Below are 16,882 nucleotides of genomic sequence, written 5' to 3'. Positions count from 1 at the left end.
CGCCGTTGTATGGCCTCTGAACAGGAATTGTCGGCCTTTCTTCTAAGCGTCGAGAAACGCGCCTTCAAGCAGGCGGTCTTCGCGGTGCGCGACGACGATGCCGCGCTCGACGTCGTGCAGGACGCCATGATCAAGCTGGCCGAGAAATACGGCGACAAGCCAAGCGCCGAGCTGCCTCTGCTGTTTCAGCGCATTCTGCAGAACACGATTCACGACTGGTTTCGCCGCTCCAAGGTGCGCAACACGTGGGTGAGCCTGTTCTCAAGCTTTCGCACGGACGCCGAGGGCGACGACACTGACCCGCTTGAACTCATAGAAAGCGAAGCCGGCACCACAGCAGCGGAGAGCAGCGCCGACAAAGTCGAGCGCTCGCAGATGCTGGAAATCCTGGAACGCGAAATTGAGAAGCTGCCCACGCGTCAACGGGAGGCCTTCCTGATGCGTTACTGGGAGGACATGGATGTTGCCGAGACAGCCCAGGCGATGGGCTGTTCCGAGGGCAGCGTAAAAACGCACTGCTCGCGGGCAACACACGCCCTGGCCCAAGCGCTGCGGGCGCGAGGGATCCGACTATGAACAAGGTAGAACTCCGAGAACGCCGTTTTGTGCATGCCGTCCGAACCGCTCTGAACGAGTCGGCAGGACAGTTGCCGCCCGACGTGCGCGACCGCCTCGCAGCGGCGCGCCGGACGGCGCTTGCGCACAAGAAAGCGGAAGTGCCGAGCACGGTGCGCTCGCCTGCCTTGGCAATGCCGGGCGTCGGCTCGGTGTCCTTCGACACGGAAGGCGAAGCACCGTCGCCGCTGCAGCGCGCCGCCGCAGTCCTGCGCCGCCTTGGCCTCCTGTGGCCGACCATCGCACTAGTGGCCGGGCTCGCAGGCATCTATCAGTGGCAACAGCAGCAACGCGTGGACGAACTCGCCGAGGTCGACGCCGCAATGCTGCTCGACGATCTGCCACTGGCCGCTTACGCCGATCAAGGCTTCCATCAGTATCTGAAGCACGATCAGTGAAAGGCTGATCGATGAGCAACTTCCAGCACACCCACGGCCAATCACCGCGAGGCGCAAAGACCTCGCGTCTGCACACCAGCCTCGTTGCGTTGATCGGTGCCGCCGGTCTGGCGACAAGTCTTGCGATCGCGCAGGTACCAGCCGCTTCGGCACCTGCGGCGACACCAGGCGTGACAGTCAACGCGCCGGTTGATCTGCCGACACCGCCCGCGACCAATCCGCGGCCCGCCGTCCACCCGAACTGGGCCGAATTGACCATCGTGCAGCAGCGCATCTTCGCGCCGCTGGCCCCGGAATGGAACGGCATGCCGGAACTGGCCCGCAAAAAGTGGCTGCAGATCGCCCAGGCGTATCCGAAGTACACACCGGCTCAGCAGCAGCGCCTGCAAACACGCATGGCGGATTGGGTCAAGCTCACGCCGGAGCAACGCCACCGCGCGCGCGAAAACTTCCAGACCACCAAGTCATTGCCTGTGCAGAAGAAAAGCGAGGCTTGGCAGAGCTACCAGCAACTGACGGAAGAGCAGAAGAAAGCGCTGGCTGCCGCGGCCAAGGCGCAAAAGCATCCGTCTGCAGTGACGGCGCTGCCGGGCGGCGCTGGCCTGGCGAAAGACGCGGCCAAATCGATCCATCACGGTGCGCGCACCAAGCCCGGCACGACCAAATCGACGCCGACGAGCAAGCCGACCGCCACCGCATCCGCACCGGCCGCAACTCCCGCGCCCGAATCCGCCACTGCCGCACCTGCACCTGCAAGCGCGCCAGTCACACCCGCGCACCCTGTTGCACCGCCCACCACCACCGGCGGAGAATCGGGCAATCCGCCGCCCTCCACGGTGCTTGGCGGCTGAGGCCGGCAAACCGTTTGGCATAATCCGAACCACGTGCCGCGCGACCCTGCGCGCCGGCATCTGATGGACTGCCCTTACGGCGCTCATACTCTGTTCGATGGCCACCTCCGTTTCCTCGCCTTCCCCCGTTGCGACGCCTGATCCGCTTGCAGCGCCCACGCAGCGCCGCCGTCTTGCCGCGATGCTCTACGAGGGCCTGCTGCTGTTTGGCGTGATGTTTGGCGCCACGGCTGTCTTTCTGCTGCTGCGCCTGATCGTGCCGCCGCTGGCGCGCACAGGCGATGTAGGGCTGCAGGTGTGGGGTTTTCTGGCACTCGGTCTGTACTTCGTCTGGTTCTGGCGCAAACGCGGCCAGACGCTGGCAATGCAGACATGGCGCATGCGCGTGGTCAACGCGGATGGCTCGCGTATTTCGTTGGGTCGCGCCGTCGCGCGTTATCTGCTGGCGTGGGTATGGGTGGCCGCGGCAGTCGGCGTGATCCACCTGAGCGGGGCGTCCCGCTGGGCCGGCGCGGGCGTCGCTTTGGCGTGCCTGTTGGCCTGGGGCGCGCTGGCGTGGCTCGATCCGCAGCGCCAATTCCTGCACGATCGCCTGGCCGGCACGCGGCTGGTGCGCGACTGATCGGCTGCACGCTCGGCGGCGACCTCCACCATGACGCGCGCCGATCTTCCCTCCTCCCCTGTTCCCTTCGCCTCCCTGACCGCGGCCACAGCGCGCCGCATTGCCTTGGCGCTGCAATGTGCGGCGACGCTGGCGGTTGGCTGGGCGGCACATCGGTGGGGCGGATGGAGTTGGCCGGCGGCGAGTGTGCTCGCGGGCGCGGCGCTGGTGCTGGGTTATCTCCTTTCTGTCGGATGGGCGTTCCTGGTGTCCTTGAAGAGCCTGGGCACCGCGATACCGGACGACCCCGTATGGGACCGAATGCCCGTGCCGCGCGAGCACCGCATCGGCGTGGCCGGCTTTATCGGGTGTTGGCTGCGCGAATGTGTATCCGTGGCGTGGATGTTCAACGTGCTGCAACCGTTCCGACCGCGCGCGCCGTTCGATTCGCCGTCAGGCGATGGCAAGCGCGTGCCCGTGCTGATGATCCATGGTTATGGCTGCAATCGTGCGGTATGGCTGCCAATGCAGAAGCACGTGGCCGCCGCAGGGCATCCGGTCGACGCCGTCGATCTCATGCCGCTGCTGGGCGATATCGACGACTACGCCCGCGACATTGCGGCCGCCGTTGAGCGCCTGACGCGCATGCATGGCCGTGCGCCCGTCCTGCTCTGCCACAGCATGGGTGGGCTCGCCGCCCGAGCGCTGCTGCGCCAATCGGAGCCCTGCCTTGTTGCCCACGTCATCACACTCGGCACGCCGCATCGGGGCACGGCAATGGCGCGTACGGGGCGCGGCCACAACGTGCGCCAGATGGCTTGGGCGAGCCCTTGGCTGCGGCAGCTTGCAGCGTCCGAAACGCCAGCCGTGCGAGCGAGCATCACGTCGATTTTTTCGTGGCACGACTCCATTGTTGGGCCGTCCGGTGCGTCTTGGCTGGAAGGCGCGCGGCACGTTCCGTTCGCGGGCGTTGGTCATGTGTCGCTGCTATGCGACGCACGCGTGCGCGACGCGGTACTGGCAGAACTCGCACGGATTGAAGGCATCGCTGCGACGGCGTCTGCCTGAAACGCGCGCTGGGCGCAGTTCTTCGGCGCACGCCTCTCTCTTTCTCGGCAACCGCGTCATGTGACGGTCATGTTTCTGACACGGCTTCTTCATGCGGCGATGGCGAAATCCGTCCAACGCAGCCTCTGTTGCCGACATGGTCCTGCCAAATCTGCCATCGCGCCCTGGATTTCTCCGCCGCCTCGCGCAACGCTTTCGCGCTGCTCCCCTCACCGGTTCCGACTGGAACGCTCCACCGCCGCTGATGCAAATGGCCGCCGGACTCGCCGCCGCGGGTGCGCTGGGCTCGGCTGTGCCGGCGGGCCGCGGCGATGTGCGCGAGCACGAAGCACCGGTCGCCACGCCGGCTTCCACGTTGGCGCCGGACCACTCGGCTGATTCGGACACTGACCCGCCCCCCGAAAAGGTCCAGCGCTACCGCACGATCTGGCTGTCGGACATCCATCTCGGCACGCCGGGCTGCCAGGCCGATTACCTGCTCGACTTTCTCAAGCACCACGAATCGGACACGCTGTACCTGGTGGGCGACATCGTTGACGGCTGGCAATTGCGCAAGGGCTGGTACTGGCCCCAGGCACACAACGATGTGGTGCAGAAGGTGCTGCGCCGCGCGCGCAAAGGCACGCGCGTGGTGTTCATCCCGGGCAACCATGACGAGATGGCGCGCCAGTTCCACGGCCTGAACTTTGGCGATATCGAAGTCGCAGAGGATGCAGTGCATGTGACCGCCACAGGCAAACACCTGTGGGTCGTCCACGGCGACCTGTTCGACGGCGTGATGCAGCATGCGCGCTGGCTGGCGTACGTGGGCGACTCGCTCTACACCTTCATCCTGGCGATGAACCGGCACTTCAACCGCATCCGCGTGCGGCTGGGTTTTCCGTATTGGTCGCTGTCGCAATACCTCAAGCATCAGGTCAAAAACGCAGTCAATTTCATCAATTCGTTCGAGCGCGTGATGACGGACGAAGCGCGCCGCCGCGGCTGCGACGGCGTGGTCTGCGGGCATATCCACAAAGCCGAGATCCGCGAGATCGACGGCCAGCTTTACTGCAACGACGGCGACTGGGTGGAGAGCCTTTCTGCCTTGGTCGAAACCATGGAAGGCGAACTGCAGATCGTCTACTGGACGCATCTGCTCGATGCGCCGCGCACCTCCCGCCGCGCACGCCGTGCCGCTGCGGCCGCCGCCTGATGGAAGCCTCTATGACCAACACCAGCATCGACCTCGTGCAGCCCGCTGCCGCCCACCCTACCCCCCAAGGAGAGCCCGTGAAAGTCATGATCGTCACCGATGCCTGGGAACCCCAGGTCAACGGCGTCGTCCGCACCCTCACCCAGACGCGCCGCGAACTGGAAGCCATGGGGCACATCGTCGACATGATCACGCCGCTGGAATTCAAGACGGTGCCGTGCCCGACGTATCCGGAAATCCGCCTGTCGATCCTGCCGTCCAAGCGCGTGCGCGAGCGCATCGAGAAGTTCGCCCCGCAGGCCCTGCACATCGCGACCGAAGGCCCGCTGGGCCTGGCTGCACGCGCCTACGCGCTGCGCAACAAACTACCCTACACGACGGCATACCACACGCGTTTCCCGGAGTACGTGCAGGCGCGCTTCGGCATTCCGCTGGCCTGGACGTATCGCTTCCTGCGCTGGTTCCACAGCCCTGCCCAGGCCGTGATGGCACCGACGCCCGTGGTGCTGAAAGACCTTGCCGACTACGGCATCACCAACGGCGTGCTGTGGACGCGCGGCGTGGATCTGGACATCTTCACCGCCCAGCGCAGCAACGTGCTGAACACAGCGCATCCGATCTTCCTGTATGTCGGCCGCGTGGCCGTGGAGAAGAACGTCGAAGCCTTCCTGGAACTGGATCTGCCGGGCTCCAAATGGATCGTGGGTGAAGGCCCTGCATTGGCCGGGTTGAAAGCGAAGTACCCGAACGCCAGCTACCTTGGCGTGCTCAAGCAACCGGAGCTCGCCAAGGTGTATGCCTCGGCCGATGTGTTCGTCTTCCCGAGCCGCACCGACACGTTCGGCTTGGTATTGCTGGAGGCCCTGGCCAGCGGCCTGCCGGTTGCCGCGTATCCGGTGACGGGCCCGATCGACGTGCTGGGCGATTCGCCAGCCGGTGCGTTGCGCGAAGACCTGCGCGAAGCCTGCCTGGAAGCGCTGCGCATCGACCGCGCCACGGCGCGTGCGCATGCCGAGAAGTTCTCGTGGCGCGCCGCCTCGGAGCAATTCCTGGCGCACCTGCGTCCGATGCCCGTAGCCTCCGCCGACAACACCAAGGCCGCCGAGCCGTCCACCGCCGCGGGTGCCTAAGCCTTGCGTTCCATGAAGCCCACCACCCCGCCAGATCAGCGACTGGAAAATCCGCCCGCACCGCCGGCTGCTGCTGGGGCGTACTCGCCGGCGGACAATCCGCATAAAGGCAATCGCGGCATCACGCGGGCGTGGTTTGCGCTCAAGAACTCCATCAGCGGCATCCGCTTCGCCATCGATGAGGAAAGCGCATTCCGCCAGGAATTGACGCTGTGCGCGATCCTGCTGCCGTGCGCGTTCGTCATTCCCGCCACGGTGGTCGAGCGCATTCTGATGCTGGGCACGCTGGTGCTGGTGCTCATCGTCGAGCTGCTCAATTCGAGCGTGGAAGCGGCGGTCGACCGCATCTCGCTCGAGCAGCACGGGCTTTCCAAGCGTGCCAAGGATTTCGGCAGCGCGGCCGTCATGCTGGCCCTGCTGCTGTGCGTGGGGACGTGGGTAGCGATCGCTTGGCCGTGGGTGGCGTCGCTGTTGCATTAGGAACACCAGCGAAAAGCCGGCGACAACGTTTGGCAATGTCTGCCCCGCAGCATGTGGGGGTCGTTGCACAAGCACGATCTCTTATAATCCGGGCACCAATACGCCACGGAGACAGGGCCACCGGCCTTGGCAGTCAATGGAAACCAAGCAGCATTCCACCGGCCCGCGCCGCACGCGCGATCGCATCCTCGAAGTGTCGCTGCGCCTGTTCAACGAACTGGGCGAGCCCAACGTCACCACCACGACGATCGCCGAAGAGCTGGAGATCAGCCCGGGCAACCTGTACTACCACTTCCGCAACAAGGACGACATCATCAACTCGATCTTCGTGCAGTTCGAGCAGGAGATCGCGCGTCGCCTGAAGCTGCCGGACGACCACAAGGCCACACTCGACGAGACCTGGGGCTACCTGCAGTACATGTCGGAGTTCCTGTGGAACTACCGCTTCCTGTACCGCGACATCAACGATCTGCTCGCGCGCAACCGCATGCTTGAATTGAACTTCAAGCGCATCGTCGAGCAAAAGCGCCACTTCGCTATGGACATCTGCCACCAGTTCATCGAAGACGGCGAGATGGAAGCCACGGCCGAGCAGGTCGACGTCATCTGCACCAACATCGTCGTGATTGCGACCTACTGGCTGTCGTTCCAGTTCGTGCAGCACCCGCGCCAGTACAACGACCAGAACGCGATCCGTGACCACCTGCACGGCGCTAGCTACCACATCCTGTCGATCCTCGCGCCTTACCTGCGCGGCAAGCCGCGGCGGGCGTTTGATTTGCTGGCGGTGAGCCGCAGCAACGATCCGCCCATCGGCAAGCCCGGCAACAACACTCCTGCTCAATGAAATCGATCTGCGTCTATTGCGGTTCCAGCCCGGGCGAGCGCCCGGAATACAAAGCCAACGCCATCGCGCTGGGCAACGAGATGGTCAAGCGTGACCTGACGCTCGTCTACGGCGGCGGCAACGTTGGCTTGATGGGCATAGTGGCCGACGCCGTGCTGCAAGGCGGCACCCCGGTGATCGGCATCATCCCGAAATCGCTCGTGCGCAAGGAGGTCGGGCATAAAGATCTGACCGAGCTGCACATCGTCGACAGCATGCACCAGCGCAAGCAAATGATGGCTGACCGTGCAGATGCCTTCATCGCCATGCCCGGCGGCGTCGGGACGTACGAAGAACTCTTCGAGACCTTCACGTGGCTGCAGCTCGGCTATCACAACAAGCCGATCGGCCTGCTGAACGTGGCGGGCTTCTACGACAAGCTCCTCGCCTTCATCGACCACGCCGTGCAGGAAGGCTTCCTCAAGCGCCACCACGCTGACCTGCTGCACGTGAGCGACGACCCTGCCGCGTTGATCGACATGCTGGCGCGTGCGCCGCGCGAGACGGTCGACAAGTGGTCGGAACGTCGCGAGCGCACGTAGGGCGACATGCAAGATTCGTTGCTTACGATGGCGCTGTACGCGTCCCTGGTGCTGATCATGCCGGGGCCGACGAACACGCTGCTGCTCTCGTCCGGCCTCAAGGTGGGCATGCGACGGACGAGCCCGCTCATTGCCGCTGAGGCGCTGGGCTATGTCACTTCAATCTCGCTGTGGGGATTCTTTCTGACCGCGCTGTCGGTCAGTCAGCCGTGGCTGGTAGCCGTCGTCAAGCTGCTGAGTTCCGTGTACATCCTCTACTTGGCCGCAAAGATCTGGCGACAAAGCGGGGCACTGCAGCACGTTGCGGCGAATCCTGTCAGCTTGCGCGACATGTTCGTCACCACGTTGATGAACCCGAAGGCGCTGCTGTTTGCAAGCACACTCTTTCCGCTCGCAGCATTCCAGTCTGCAGCCGATTTTGGGCGGACCATCGCCACATTCCTGGTCGTGCTGGTGCCCATTGCTATCGGCTGGTCGTATCTGGGCATGCTCCTCACGGCTCGGCGCGCATGGGCTTCTCACACGCCCAAATTGTTGCGCGGTGCAGCGCTCGTACTGCTTACCTTCTCGGGAACGCTGATGTATTCGGTGCTGAGCCGTTGAACGGAAAAGCGCCCTTGGCCTAAAACGACGACCCTGGCTGTGTCAGGAACGCAACTTCCTCGGGTGTGGAAACGCGCCCGAGGGCTTCGTTGCGATGTGGGAAACGCCCGAAGCGTGCCACGATCTCGCGGTGCTTCTCCGCCCAGATGAGCGGGTCCGCATCGCCTTCCTGATCGCGCAGGCGTGTGTAGAGGCGAATCGATTCGTTCTGCGCAGACATCACCTCGCTGTGCTCGAAAGGCAGGTAGCAGAACACACGGTGATGGCGCGTCGGCAATTGCGCATCCCATCCTGCGGCCACGACGATCTGCGCGGTGTGCAACGCTGCCGCGTCGCTTGCAAAAGCGCGCGCACTGCCGCGAAACATGTTGCGCGAGAACTGATCGAGCACGACGATGCGCGCGATGGCTTCGAGCGGCGTATCCATCCAGGTGTCGGCGTCGCCCGTGGAAAGCGCTTCCCACAGCGGCAAGAAGCGCGCGCGGATCTCGGCATCGAACGCGTCGGATTTGGTGAACCACTCCGGCCGTGCGTCGACCAGCGGCGCGTTGCCGAACCAGAACGCGAGCACGTCGTCGGCGGTGGGCAAACCGATCATCGGGGTCTCCTTGAATTTGTTCTTGTAGGGTGCGCTTTAGCTTGGCACCTTAGCGCTGCACGTTGCGCATCCAATCCGCGGTCTGCCAGAACGCCTGCATCAGGCGCATCTGTAGGGCTTCGTCCAAGCCAATATCTTGCATGGCCAGTGCCATGCAGCGCATCCACTGATCACGCTCCTGCGTGCCGATCTCGAACGGCATATGGCGCGCGCGCAAGCGCGGATGGCCAAAGCGCTCGATGAAATGATTCGGGCCGCCCAGCCAGCCGCACAGGAACCAGAACAGCTTGTCGCGCGATCCATCCAGACTTTGCGGATGCAGCGAGCGCAGCACGGCAAACTCGGGCTCCAGATCCATCAGGTCGTAGAAACGGTCAACGAGTTCGCGCACACGCGCTTCGCCGCCAATGAGGTCAAACGCCAGGGGTTCCTGGCCGGAAGTTGCGTTAGTCATACAGCGTCAGTCACATCAAAAAATTCGGGCGTCGTCATGCGTCACGAAGCGTTGCCATGGCCGGGCGACGCAGCACGTCGCGCAAGCCCAGCCAGCCACCGATGAAGGCGCACGCCATGCCGCTCACGATGCCCACCGGCAGGATCGCCGGGTTGAAACGATACGGAAAATCGAATACGTGCGCCGAGAGCACCCAGCCGATGGTGATTGCGCCCACGCCGGCCATCAGCCCGGCCAGGCCGCCAACGATCAGCACTTCTGCATACTGCGTCTGGCGTACCACGCCGGAGCCCGCGCCAAGCGCGCGCAGCACGCCGGCATCGCGCAAGCGCTCGTCCCGCGAGCCGGAGAGCGCGGCATACAACACCAGCACACCCGCCGCCAACGTAAAGACGAAGAGAAATTCCACCGCCGCCGTGACCTGATCCAGCACACCCTGCACCTGCTGCAGGATCAGTTCGGTATCGACGACCGTGAGGTTCGGAAACTCGCGCACGAGCTTGGCCGGCAGATCGGCCTGGCCGGCAGGAATGCGGAACGCGGTCACATACGTCTGCGGCATGTCGTGCAGCGCCACGGGCGGCAGGATCACGAAGAAGTTCACGCGCATCGAGCTCCAGTCGAGCTTGCGCAATGACGTGATGGGCGCATCCACCGTCTGCCCGGCGACGTCGAAACGCAGCACGTCGCCCAGGTGCAGGTTGAGCGTCTTGGCAATGCCCTCCTCCACCGAGGCCTCGGGCTTCTGCCCGCTAAACCATTGGCCGGAGACGATGCGATTTTCGGGCGGCTGCCCGGTCGCGTACGACAGGTTGAATTCGCGTTCGACCAGATTGCGGGCGCGCGATTCAGCATAGGTTTGACGATCGATCACCTGGCCATTCACCTGCGTCAGGCGCCCCCGCACCATCGGGTAGAGCTTCGGATCCGCCACGCCAGCTTGGGCGAGCGCCTGCGCCACCGCCTGCATCTGGTCAGGCTGGATATTGATGATGAAACGGTTGGGCGCATCGGCCGGGGTGGCGTTGTGCCATGAGCGGATCAGGTCATTGCGCGTCATGGCAAGCAGCAGCAGCGCCATCAGGCCAACCGCAAGCGCTACGGTCTGCAGCACACTGACGCCGCGACGGCGCTCCAGCACGGCCAGCGCAAAGCGCCAGCCCACGCTCAAGGCACGACCACGGCCCAGTGACACCGCCAGCGCGCGCAATCCGCCGGCAGCCAGGAGCGCAAACACAACGATGGCGCCGGCAAACCCGGCAGCGGTCAGCGCTCCAAGCTTCACGTCGCGCGCAGACACGACCAGCAGGGCAAAGAACGCCGCAGCGCCCAGCGCATAGCCGATCCATGCGGCAACCGCGCGCTCGGCCACATCGCGCCGCAGCACGCGCAGCGGCGCCACGCGCACGAGGCTTAGCAACGGCGGCACGGCAAAGCCGATCAGCAGCACCAGCCCCGCCGTCACACCCACGACCGCAGGCCAGATGGATGGCGCGGGCAATGTCACCGTGACCAGATCACCGAGCGACGCCAGCAATAACCAGTGCGCGCCATAACCTAGCGCCACGCCGACGGCCGAACCTAGCACGCCGATCAGCAAGAACTCCAGCGCGAACGTGCCGAGAATCTGCCCTTGCTTGAGGCCCAGGCATTTGATGACGGCCACCGCATCCGTATGCCGCGCGGTGTAGCGGCGCGCGGCCATGGTGATTGCCACGGCGGCAATCATCGCGGCCAGCAAGGCGACGAGCGAGAGGAAGCGCTCCGCGCGATCGAGCGTTTCGCGCATCTGCGGCTGGCCGTTCTGCAACGATTCCACGCGCACGCCACGCAACTGGCGCGTCTTCGCTTCCTTCTCCGCCCAGGTGTGGAACGCGCTGGCAGCGGCGTCAGGGCCCGCCACCAGCAAGCGATACGTGACCCGGCTGCCATAGGTGATGAGACCCGTCGAACCCAGGTCCGATATCGGCAGCATCACCCGGGGGGCGAAATTCATGAAGCCCGCGCCGCGATCAAGTTCCTGGGTAATGACATGGGCGACCTTGAACGTGCGCGTGCCCAGACGCATCGCATCGCCCACGCGAATGCCGAGCGCTTCGAGCAGCGGCGCGTCCACCCACACCGTGCCTGCAGCAGGAATGCCCTGGATGGGTGCGCCCACGGTATCGCGCCCGTCCTCGCTCACCTTGAGGGTGCCGCGCAACGGGTAGCCCACGTCGACGGCCTTGATGGCGGCGAGTTGCGAAGCAGGTTCGCCGGACGCGCCCTTGGTCAACGTGCTCGCCATGCTGGGGAAGGTGGCGGTGTGCGTGACCTGCAGGCCGCTCGCGCGCGCATGTGTCTCGATGTCGGGCGGCAGCGGCTGATCGGACACGACAAGCACATCCGCGCCAATCAGTTGACGGGCGTCGCGCTCCAGGCCGGCGTGCATGCGATCGGCGAGGAAACTGACGGACGCCAGCGCGGCCACAGCCAGCACCAGCGCGACGAGCAGCAGGTTCAGTTCACCGGCGCGCCAGTCGCGGCGCAGCATGCGCAGGGCTTGGTTCCAGACGGAGAAACGTGACATGGGGGGGAACATGGACGAGGCGCGCAATGGCGCAAACCCCGCCATGTTCGCACGACTTCAGCGGGCCAGCGCGCGGGCCTCGTCAGCGTGCCAGGGCAGCGCCTGCTCTGCGGTGAGCAGCGAAACGTGCTCGGTCGGCCGGTAGCCTGCGAGGTGGCCCAGGCCTTCGCGGAAGGCGGGCTGACCGATACGTTCGATCAGCTCGCGCACCCAGGGCGACAGCGCGTCATTGCGGCGCACCGCCAGGTAATACGTTTCGCGCGTCAGCGGCACAAAGTGCAGGCCATGGGCTTCGGCGCCCGGGCGCAGGCCGAAGCCGACGTCCGCGCGCCCTTCCTGCACGGCCAGGGCGATCTTGTCGCTGGAGAATTCCTGCTCGTCATACCCGTTGATCTGATCGGGATACAGACCCGCAGCCACCAGCAGTTGATCGAACAGCAAACGCGTGCCAGAACTCCGCTGGCGGTTGATGAAGCGCGCCTGTGTGCGCGCAAGATCGCCCAATGACTGCACCCGCCCGGCCCATTCGCCCGACATCATCAACCCCTGCTCGCGATCGGCCAGGGCGATCAGGCGCACGGCGGTCGGTCGCAGCCATTTACGCAAGGTCTGGTGCGCGATCGAGCCTGCACCCTGCTGCGGTGCCACATAGAAGCCGGCCACCTCGCATTGTTTTTCCTGCAGGCAGATCAACCCTTCAACGGCGCTGCAGAACACCGTATCGATGTGTGCCCCGTGGCTTTGCCGCGCAAACGTCTCGGCCAGCACTTCCACGGCCGGGTCGTGGCTGCCCGAGAAACGGATGCGCGCCTGCGATTGGGATGCGTCTTCCAGCTCGGAGAGGAATTGCCCCATGGCTTGGTGCAAGGCCGGATCGAGCTGCTCACGCAGGCGCATCTCGGCGCGCAGCATGCGCTCGCCAAAGAGCGTGAGCGACGCCCCCCGGCCGCGCTCCATGTCGAGCAGCGAGCGGCCAAGCATCTCTTCCCACGACCGCATCACCCCCCAGGCATGCCGGTACGACAAACCCACCTGTTTGGCCGCGCGATGCAGCGACCCCGTCTCGCGCACCGCCCGCAGCAACTGAAACACCTTGCCGTTGGCACGTGGGTTGTCGTCCGGCCCCACCACCGGAAATACTTCGAACTGGAATGTCATTATGTTTATGGTTTCCTATTTACTTCTGCCGTGACCCGGGAGAACAATCCTGCTCATCCCCGGGGGCGGGCACATCGTGGCCGCTGTCCGCCCCGACGTTGCCGCCATCATGCAGCATCCGACATAAAGCGTCCACGCCTGCCCGCTGACCCCACAACATGCCCGGATTGTCCCGAACCCTTCGGCTGCCTGCTGTCATCTGTATGACACTCGCGGTCGCCACCGCTGCATATGCTGGCGATCTCCGCATGGCTACCACCACCAGCACAGAAAATTCAGGCCTGCTGAAAGTCCTGCTACCGAAGTTCGAAGCAGCCACCGGCATCCATGTGCACGTGATTGCCGTTGGCACCGGCAAGGCAGTCAAGCTGGGGGAATCGGGGGATGTGGACGTGGTGCTCGTTCACGCGCGCCCACTGGAGGACGCCTTCGTCGCCTCAGGCGGCGGCATCGACCGCCGCGACGTGATGTACAACGATTTCATCCTCGTCGGCCCTGAGGCAGACCCCGCCCGCGTACGCGGCCAGAGGAACGTCATCCAAGGGATGGAGACCATCGCCGCGGCAGGCGAGAAAGCCGGCGCCAAGTTCATCTCGCGCGGCGACAACTCCGGCACGGACGTCATGGAAAAGGCTTACTGGAAAACGGCCAACATCGACCCGAAGGGCAAGCCGTGGTACGTCAGCGCAGGGCTTGGAATGGGCGAAGTGCTGAACATGGCCGCGCAGATGACCGCCTACACGCTCTCGGACCGCGCAACCTACGGCGCCTACCGTGCCAAGACGGGCCTCGACATCGTGCTGGCCGGTGACCCGCGCATGTTCAATCCCTACGGCATCATCGCGGTCAATCCAAAGAAATATCCGGCCGTCAATTACACCGACGCGACCAAGCTGATCGAATGGATCACGTCACCGGCCGGTCAGCAGGTGATTGCCGACTTCAAGGTCAACGGGGAACAGGTGTTTTTCCCTGATTACGGGAAGGCCGTCGCAAGCGGAAAGTAACGCCGCCCAGCGGCATGGCAACGCAGCGGCGGTGCCGCTTCAAGCCACCGCCGATTCCAACTGCGAATGCTGCGGCAACTCGGCTGCCACCTCGCCAATCATGCGGCGCAGCCACATCACATCGGGCGCGGCATGGCTGCGCTCGTGCCAGAGCTGGTAGAAGCGCATCTTCGGGAACGCCATGGGCGTCGGCAAGATGCGGATCGGCAAATATTGGGCGCAATGCGCGGCGAACTGGCGGCCGGTGGTGAAGACCAGATCGGTGCGCATCAGCACATACGGCACCAGTCCAAAATAGGGAAGCGACACCTGGATCTGCCGCTTTAGGCCCTGCTCCGCAAGTGCCTGATCGATCATGCTGCGCTGCATGACGGCGTAAGGTGCCGGCGCAAGATGCGGCATCTCCACATAGTGCTTGAGCGAGATCCCCTTGCGCGCCAGCGGGTGCTGTGCGCCCAGCATGCAGACGACTTCATCGTCGAACAGCGGCGAAATGTGTAGATGTTCGGGCGGCGACAGCCAGTTGCCGATCACGAGGTCCATGCCGCCCTGCTCCAGTGCGGCGAGGTAATCGACGCCGGCATTGAGCGGATGCACTACGAGTTTGGCCTGCGGCGCCTGCTTGCGCAGACGCTCAACGATGTTGGGCAGGAAAAAGGCGTCGAGATAATCCGGCGCACCGAGGTGAAACGTGCGGGTGGTGTTGCCGGGGTCGAACTCTTGCGACGGGCGCGCGATGCGCTCCATCGCCTCCAGGCTCTGCTGCGCGAGCGCCAGCAAATCGTGGCCGCGCTCGGTTGGCACCATGCCGTTCTTGCCGCGCACCAGGATGGCGTCGCCGGTGATTTCGCGCAGGCGCTTGAGCGTATTGCTGATGGCCGGCTGCGACTGGCCGAGCTTGACCGCCGTACGCGTGACGCTCTGCTCGGTGAGCAGCGTATAGAGAACGCGCAGGAGGTAGGTATCGAGGTGATCTTTGCCGTGCATCTGGAGGCGGGTATCGGCTGCGCCGACCCTTCTAAAAAACGTGCTTGGGGACGCTGTCAGTGTATGTCACTTGCACACCGCGCCGCCAGACCGCTCCTGGCGGGTATACCCCGGATTTTGGCTTTCCGATGCGGGTTATCACATGGGCCAAATATTGCATTCCTGGCCCGGTGCTATGGTTCCGTTACACACACAAACAGGCGTAGAACCCCCATGGAGACTCAGCCCATCCGCTTCTTCCACCGCGGTCAGGTCCGCACCGTCACGGACGCCCCGATCACCCGGACGGTGCTTCAATACCTGCGTGAAGACGCACACTGCACCGGCACCAAGGAAGGGTGTGCCGAGGGCGATTGCGGTGCTTGTACCGTCGTGCTCGGTGAACTGCAGGAAGACGGCAGCGTCGGCCTGAAGGCCGTCAACGCGTGTATCCAGTTCCTGCCCACGCTCGACGGCAAGGCGCTGTTCACCGTGGAAGATGTGCGCGGCAAGGACGGCACGCTGCACCCCGTGCAAGAAGCCATGGTGGAGTGCCACGGATCGCAGTGCGGCTTCTGCACGCCGGGCTTCGTGATGTCGCTGTACGCCCTGTATGAGAACACCGACAATCAGGCGCCCATTCCTTCGCGCCAGACCATCTGCGATTCGCTGACCGGCAACCTGTGCCGCTGCACTGGCTACCGCCCGATCATCGACGCCGGCGAACGCATGTTCGAGCTGCCCTCCCCAGCCGGCATCGACCGTACGCAACTGGCCGACACGCTGCGCAAGCTGCAACGCAAGGACACTTTCAGCTATGCGCCGGTCGGCACCGAGAACGCACCGCGCTTCTACGCACCGCGCACCGCATCGGCCTTTGCCGCCATCAAGGCCGCGCATCCGAACATCCGCATCCTGGCCGGCAGCACCGACGTCGGCTTGTGGGTCACCAAGCAGTTCCGCGATCTGGGCGACATTCTGTACATCGGCCAAGTGGCCGACCTGTACGCATTGGAAAAGCGCGACGGCTGGATTGAGATCGGCGCTGCCGTCTCGCTGGAAAAGGCCTACGAATTCCTGGCCGCGGACTACCCCGAAGTCACCGAATTGTGGAAGCGCTTTGCGTCGCTGCCGATCCGCAATGCCGGCACGCTGGGCGGCAACGTCGCGAACGGCTCGCCGATTGGTGACTCCGCGCCCGCGCTCATCGCCATCGGCACGCGCGTCGTCCTGCAGCGTGGCGAAGTCCGCCGCGAATTGCCGCTTGAAGACCTCTACCTCGCTTATCAGAAGAACGCGATGGAAGAAGGCGAATTCGTTGCAGGCCTGCGCGTCCCCGCGCGTGAGGGCCGCGATGCCCTGCGCTTCCGCACGTACAAACTGTCCAAGCGCTTTGACGAAGACATTTCTGCCGTGTGCGCGGCGCTGGCCATCGAACTGGACGGCCAGGATGGCGAAACCCGCGTCCGCAGCGCACGCATCGCTTACGGCGGCATGGCAGCAACGTCCAAGCGCGCGACGGAGACGGAAAACGCCATCGTCGGCCAGCCCTGGAATGAAGCGACCGTGCGTGCTGCCATGGCAGCCATGTCGCGCGACTACACCCCGCTGAGCGACATGCGCGCAACCGACAACTACCGCCGCATATCGGCTGCCAACACGGTGTACCGCTTCTGGCTGGAAACCCGCACCGATGCGCCGCTCGCGCCCGAACAGATCAATGTGCGCGCGGTCGAATTGAATACCCTCACAGCAGCGTAA

18 protein-coding genes are annotated in these 16,882 nt (G+C 64.5%); 13 read left to right on the top strand and 5 right to left on the bottom strand.

The genetic code is table 11. The annotated features are described in order from the left end of the window. Positions 1-9 precede the first annotated feature (9 nt). The 11 genes from NG898_RS03875 to NG898_RS03825 all read left to right on the top strand — a co-directional run bounded on the left by NG898_RS03875 (position 10) and on the right by NG898_RS03825 (position 8,369). A complete protein-coding gene (locus NG898_RS03875) occupies positions 10-576 on the top strand; it encodes an RNA polymerase sigma factor (RefSeq protein WP_092969545.1) in 567 nt (188 codons plus the stop codon). Further along, complete coding sequence (locus NG898_RS03870) at positions 573-1,013, top strand: DUF3619 family protein (RefSeq protein ID WP_092969543.1); 441 nt, start codon at positions 573-575, stop codon at positions 1,011-1,013. The genes NG898_RS03875 and NG898_RS03870 overlap by 4 nt, the downstream gene beginning before the upstream one ends. Before the next feature lie 11 nt (positions 1,014-1,024). After that, positions 1,025-1,864 carry a DUF3106 domain-containing protein gene (locus NG898_RS03865; protein WP_252691160.1) on the top strand — a complete coding sequence of 280 codons (840 nt, stop codon included), beginning with the start codon at positions 1,025-1,027 and terminating at the stop codon, positions 1,862-1,864. A 97-nt stretch (positions 1,865-1,961) separates the two neighbouring features. Further along, positions 1,962-2,486, top strand: a complete 525-nt coding sequence (locus NG898_RS03860) for an RDD family protein (protein WP_252691159.1) — start codon at positions 1,962-1,964, stop codon at positions 2,484-2,486. 30 nt (positions 2,487-2,516) lie between these two features. After that, positions 2,517-3,533, top strand: coding sequence for an esterase/lipase family protein (locus NG898_RS03855; RefSeq protein ID WP_252691158.1), 1,017 nt, complete (start codon positions 2,517-2,519; stop codon positions 3,531-3,533). Between the two features lie 244 nt (positions 3,534-3,777). Continuing rightward, positions 3,778-4,728, top strand: a complete 951-nt coding sequence (locus NG898_RS03850) for a UDP-2,3-diacylglucosamine diphosphatase (protein WP_252691157.1) — start codon at positions 3,778-3,780, stop codon at positions 4,726-4,728. A gap of 86 nt (positions 4,729-4,814) precedes the next feature. Further along, positions 4,815-5,858, top strand: a complete 1,044-nt coding sequence (locus tag NG898_RS03845) for a glycosyltransferase family 4 protein (RefSeq protein WP_252691615.1) — start codon at positions 4,815-4,817, stop codon at positions 5,856-5,858. Between the two features lie 12 nt (positions 5,859-5,870). Beyond that, positions 5,871-6,338 carry a diacylglycerol kinase gene (locus tag NG898_RS03840; RefSeq protein ID WP_252691156.1) on the top strand — a complete coding sequence of 156 codons (468 nt, stop codon included), beginning with the start codon at positions 5,871-5,873 and terminating at the stop codon, positions 6,336-6,338. A gap of 136 nt (positions 6,339-6,474) precedes the next feature. Continuing rightward, the gene (locus NG898_RS03835; protein WP_252691155.1) at positions 6,475-7,185 is read left to right on the top strand and encodes a TetR/AcrR family transcriptional regulator; all 711 of its coding nucleotides are present in this window, start codon (positions 6,475-6,477) and stop codon (positions 7,183-7,185) included. Beyond that, positions 7,182-7,766 carry an LOG family protein gene (locus tag NG898_RS03830; protein WP_252691154.1) on the top strand — a complete coding sequence of 195 codons (585 nt, stop codon included), beginning with the start codon at positions 7,182-7,184 and terminating at the stop codon, positions 7,764-7,766. Before NG898_RS03835 ends, NG898_RS03830 begins: the two co-directional genes overlap by 4 nt. A 6-nt stretch (positions 7,767-7,772) precedes the next feature. Beyond that, the gene (locus tag NG898_RS03825; RefSeq protein WP_252691153.1) at positions 7,773-8,369 is read left to right on the top strand and encodes a LysE family translocator; all 597 of its coding nucleotides are present in this window, start codon (positions 7,773-7,775) and stop codon (positions 8,367-8,369) included. 19 nt (positions 8,370-8,388) lie between these two features. Here NG898_RS03825 and NG898_RS03820 read toward each other — a convergent pair whose 3' ends face one another. From NG898_RS03820 to NG898_RS03805, 4 genes are read right to left on the bottom strand one after another with little or no spacing between them, the layout of a single operon-like run. After that, positions 8,389-8,967, bottom strand: a complete 579-nt coding sequence (locus NG898_RS03820; protein ID WP_252691152.1) for a DUF924 family protein — start codon at positions 8,965-8,967, stop codon at positions 8,389-8,391. A gap of 49 nt (positions 8,968-9,016) precedes the next feature. Further along, a complete protein-coding gene (locus tag NG898_RS03815) occupies positions 9,017-9,421 on the bottom strand; it encodes a group II truncated hemoglobin (RefSeq protein WP_252691151.1) in 405 nt (134 codons plus the stop codon). Positions 9,422-9,455: 34 nt separating this feature from the next. Beyond that, the gene (locus NG898_RS03810) at positions 9,456-11,990 is read right to left on the bottom strand and encodes an ABC transporter permease (protein WP_252691150.1); all 2,535 of its coding nucleotides are present in this window, start codon (positions 11,988-11,990) and stop codon (positions 9,456-9,458) included. 57 nt (positions 11,991-12,047) lie between these two features. After that, entirely contained in the window at positions 12,048-13,148 is a 1,101-nt protein-coding gene (locus NG898_RS03805) for a substrate-binding domain-containing protein (protein ID WP_252691149.1), read from the bottom strand. A 158-nt stretch (positions 13,149-13,306) separates the two neighbouring features. On the opposite strand from NG898_RS03805, the gene NG898_RS03800 reads away from it, so the two are divergent. Continuing rightward, complete coding sequence (locus tag NG898_RS03800; RefSeq protein ID WP_252691148.1) at positions 13,307-14,155, top strand: ABC transporter substrate-binding protein; 849 nt, start codon at positions 13,307-13,309, stop codon at positions 14,153-14,155. A 39-nt stretch (positions 14,156-14,194) separates the two neighbouring features. Here NG898_RS03800 and NG898_RS03795 read toward each other — a convergent pair whose 3' ends face one another. After that, on the bottom strand, positions 14,195-15,142 hold the full coding sequence (locus NG898_RS03795) for a LysR substrate-binding domain-containing protein (protein WP_024975264.1): 948 nt from the start codon (positions 15,140-15,142) through the stop codon (positions 14,195-14,197). A 213-nt stretch (positions 15,143-15,355) separates the two neighbouring features. Between NG898_RS03795 and xdhA the strand changes: the two genes are divergently transcribed. Further along, positions 15,356-16,882, top strand: coding sequence for a xanthine dehydrogenase small subunit (gene xdhA, locus NG898_RS03790; protein ID WP_252691147.1), 1,527 nt, complete (start codon positions 15,356-15,358; stop codon positions 16,880-16,882).

Source organism: Ralstonia mojiangensis (assembly GCF_023955645.1).
Taxonomy (GTDB): Bacteria; Pseudomonadota; Gammaproteobacteria; order Burkholderiales; family Burkholderiaceae; genus Ralstonia; species Ralstonia mojiangensis.
This window is presented reverse-complemented; position numbering and strand designations above follow the sequence as displayed.

Bases quoted from the DNA above. Each gene is read 5' to 3' on its own strand.
- NG898_RS03865 (WP_252691160.1), top strand. From the start codon at position 1,025: ATGAGCAACTTCCAGCACACCCACGGCCAATCACCGCGAGGCGCAAAG.
- NG898_RS03805 (WP_252691149.1), bottom strand. From the start codon at position 13,148: ATGACATTCCAGTTCGAAGTATTTCCGGTGGTGGGGCCGGACGACAAC.
- NG898_RS03825 (WP_252691153.1), top strand. From the start codon at position 7,773: ATGCAAGATTCGTTGCTTACGATGGCGCTGTACGCGTCCCTGGTGCTG.
- xdhA (WP_252691147.1), top strand. From the start codon at position 15,356: ATGGAGACTCAGCCCATCCGCTTCTTCCACCGCGGTCAGGTCCGCACC.
- NG898_RS03850 (WP_252691157.1), top strand. From the start codon at position 3,778: ATGCAAATGGCCGCCGGACTCGCCGCCGCGGGTGCGCTGGGCTCGGCT.
- NG898_RS03820 (WP_252691152.1), bottom strand. From the start codon at position 8,967: ATGATCGGTTTGCCCACCGCCGACGACGTGCTCGCGTTCTGGTTCGGC.
- NG898_RS03800 (WP_252691148.1), top strand. From the start codon at position 13,307: ATGCCCGGATTGTCCCGAACCCTTCGGCTGCCTGCTGTCATCTGTATG.
- NG898_RS03870 (WP_092969543.1), top strand. From the start codon at position 573: ATGAACAAGGTAGAACTCCGAGAACGCCGTTTTGTGCATGCCGTCCGA.
- NG898_RS03845 (WP_252691615.1), top strand. From the start codon at position 4,815: ATGATCGTCACCGATGCCTGGGAACCCCAGGTCAACGGCGTCGTCCGC.
- NG898_RS03860 (WP_252691159.1), top strand. From the start codon at position 1,962: ATGGCCACCTCCGTTTCCTCGCCTTCCCCCGTTGCGACGCCTGATCCG.
- NG898_RS03875 (WP_092969545.1), top strand. From the start codon at position 10: ATGGCCTCTGAACAGGAATTGTCGGCCTTTCTTCTAAGCGTCGAGAAA.
- NG898_RS03815 (WP_252691151.1), bottom strand. From the start codon at position 9,421: ATGACTAACGCAACTTCCGGCCAGGAACCCCTGGCGTTTGACCTCATT.
- NG898_RS03810 (WP_252691150.1), bottom strand. From the start codon at position 11,990: ATGTCACGTTTCTCCGTCTGGAACCAAGCCCTGCGCATGCTGCGCCGC.
- NG898_RS03855 (WP_252691158.1), top strand. From the start codon at position 2,517: ATGACGCGCGCCGATCTTCCCTCCTCCCCTGTTCCCTTCGCCTCCCTG.
- NG898_RS03830 (WP_252691154.1), top strand. From the start codon at position 7,182: ATGAAATCGATCTGCGTCTATTGCGGTTCCAGCCCGGGCGAGCGCCCG.
- NG898_RS03835 (WP_252691155.1), top strand. From the start codon at position 6,475: ATGGAAACCAAGCAGCATTCCACCGGCCCGCGCCGCACGCGCGATCGC.
- NG898_RS03840 (WP_252691156.1), top strand. From the start codon at position 5,871: ATGAAGCCCACCACCCCGCCAGATCAGCGACTGGAAAATCCGCCCGCA.
- NG898_RS03795 (WP_024975264.1), bottom strand. From the start codon at position 15,142: ATGCACGGCAAAGATCACCTCGATACCTACCTCCTGCGCGTTCTCTAT.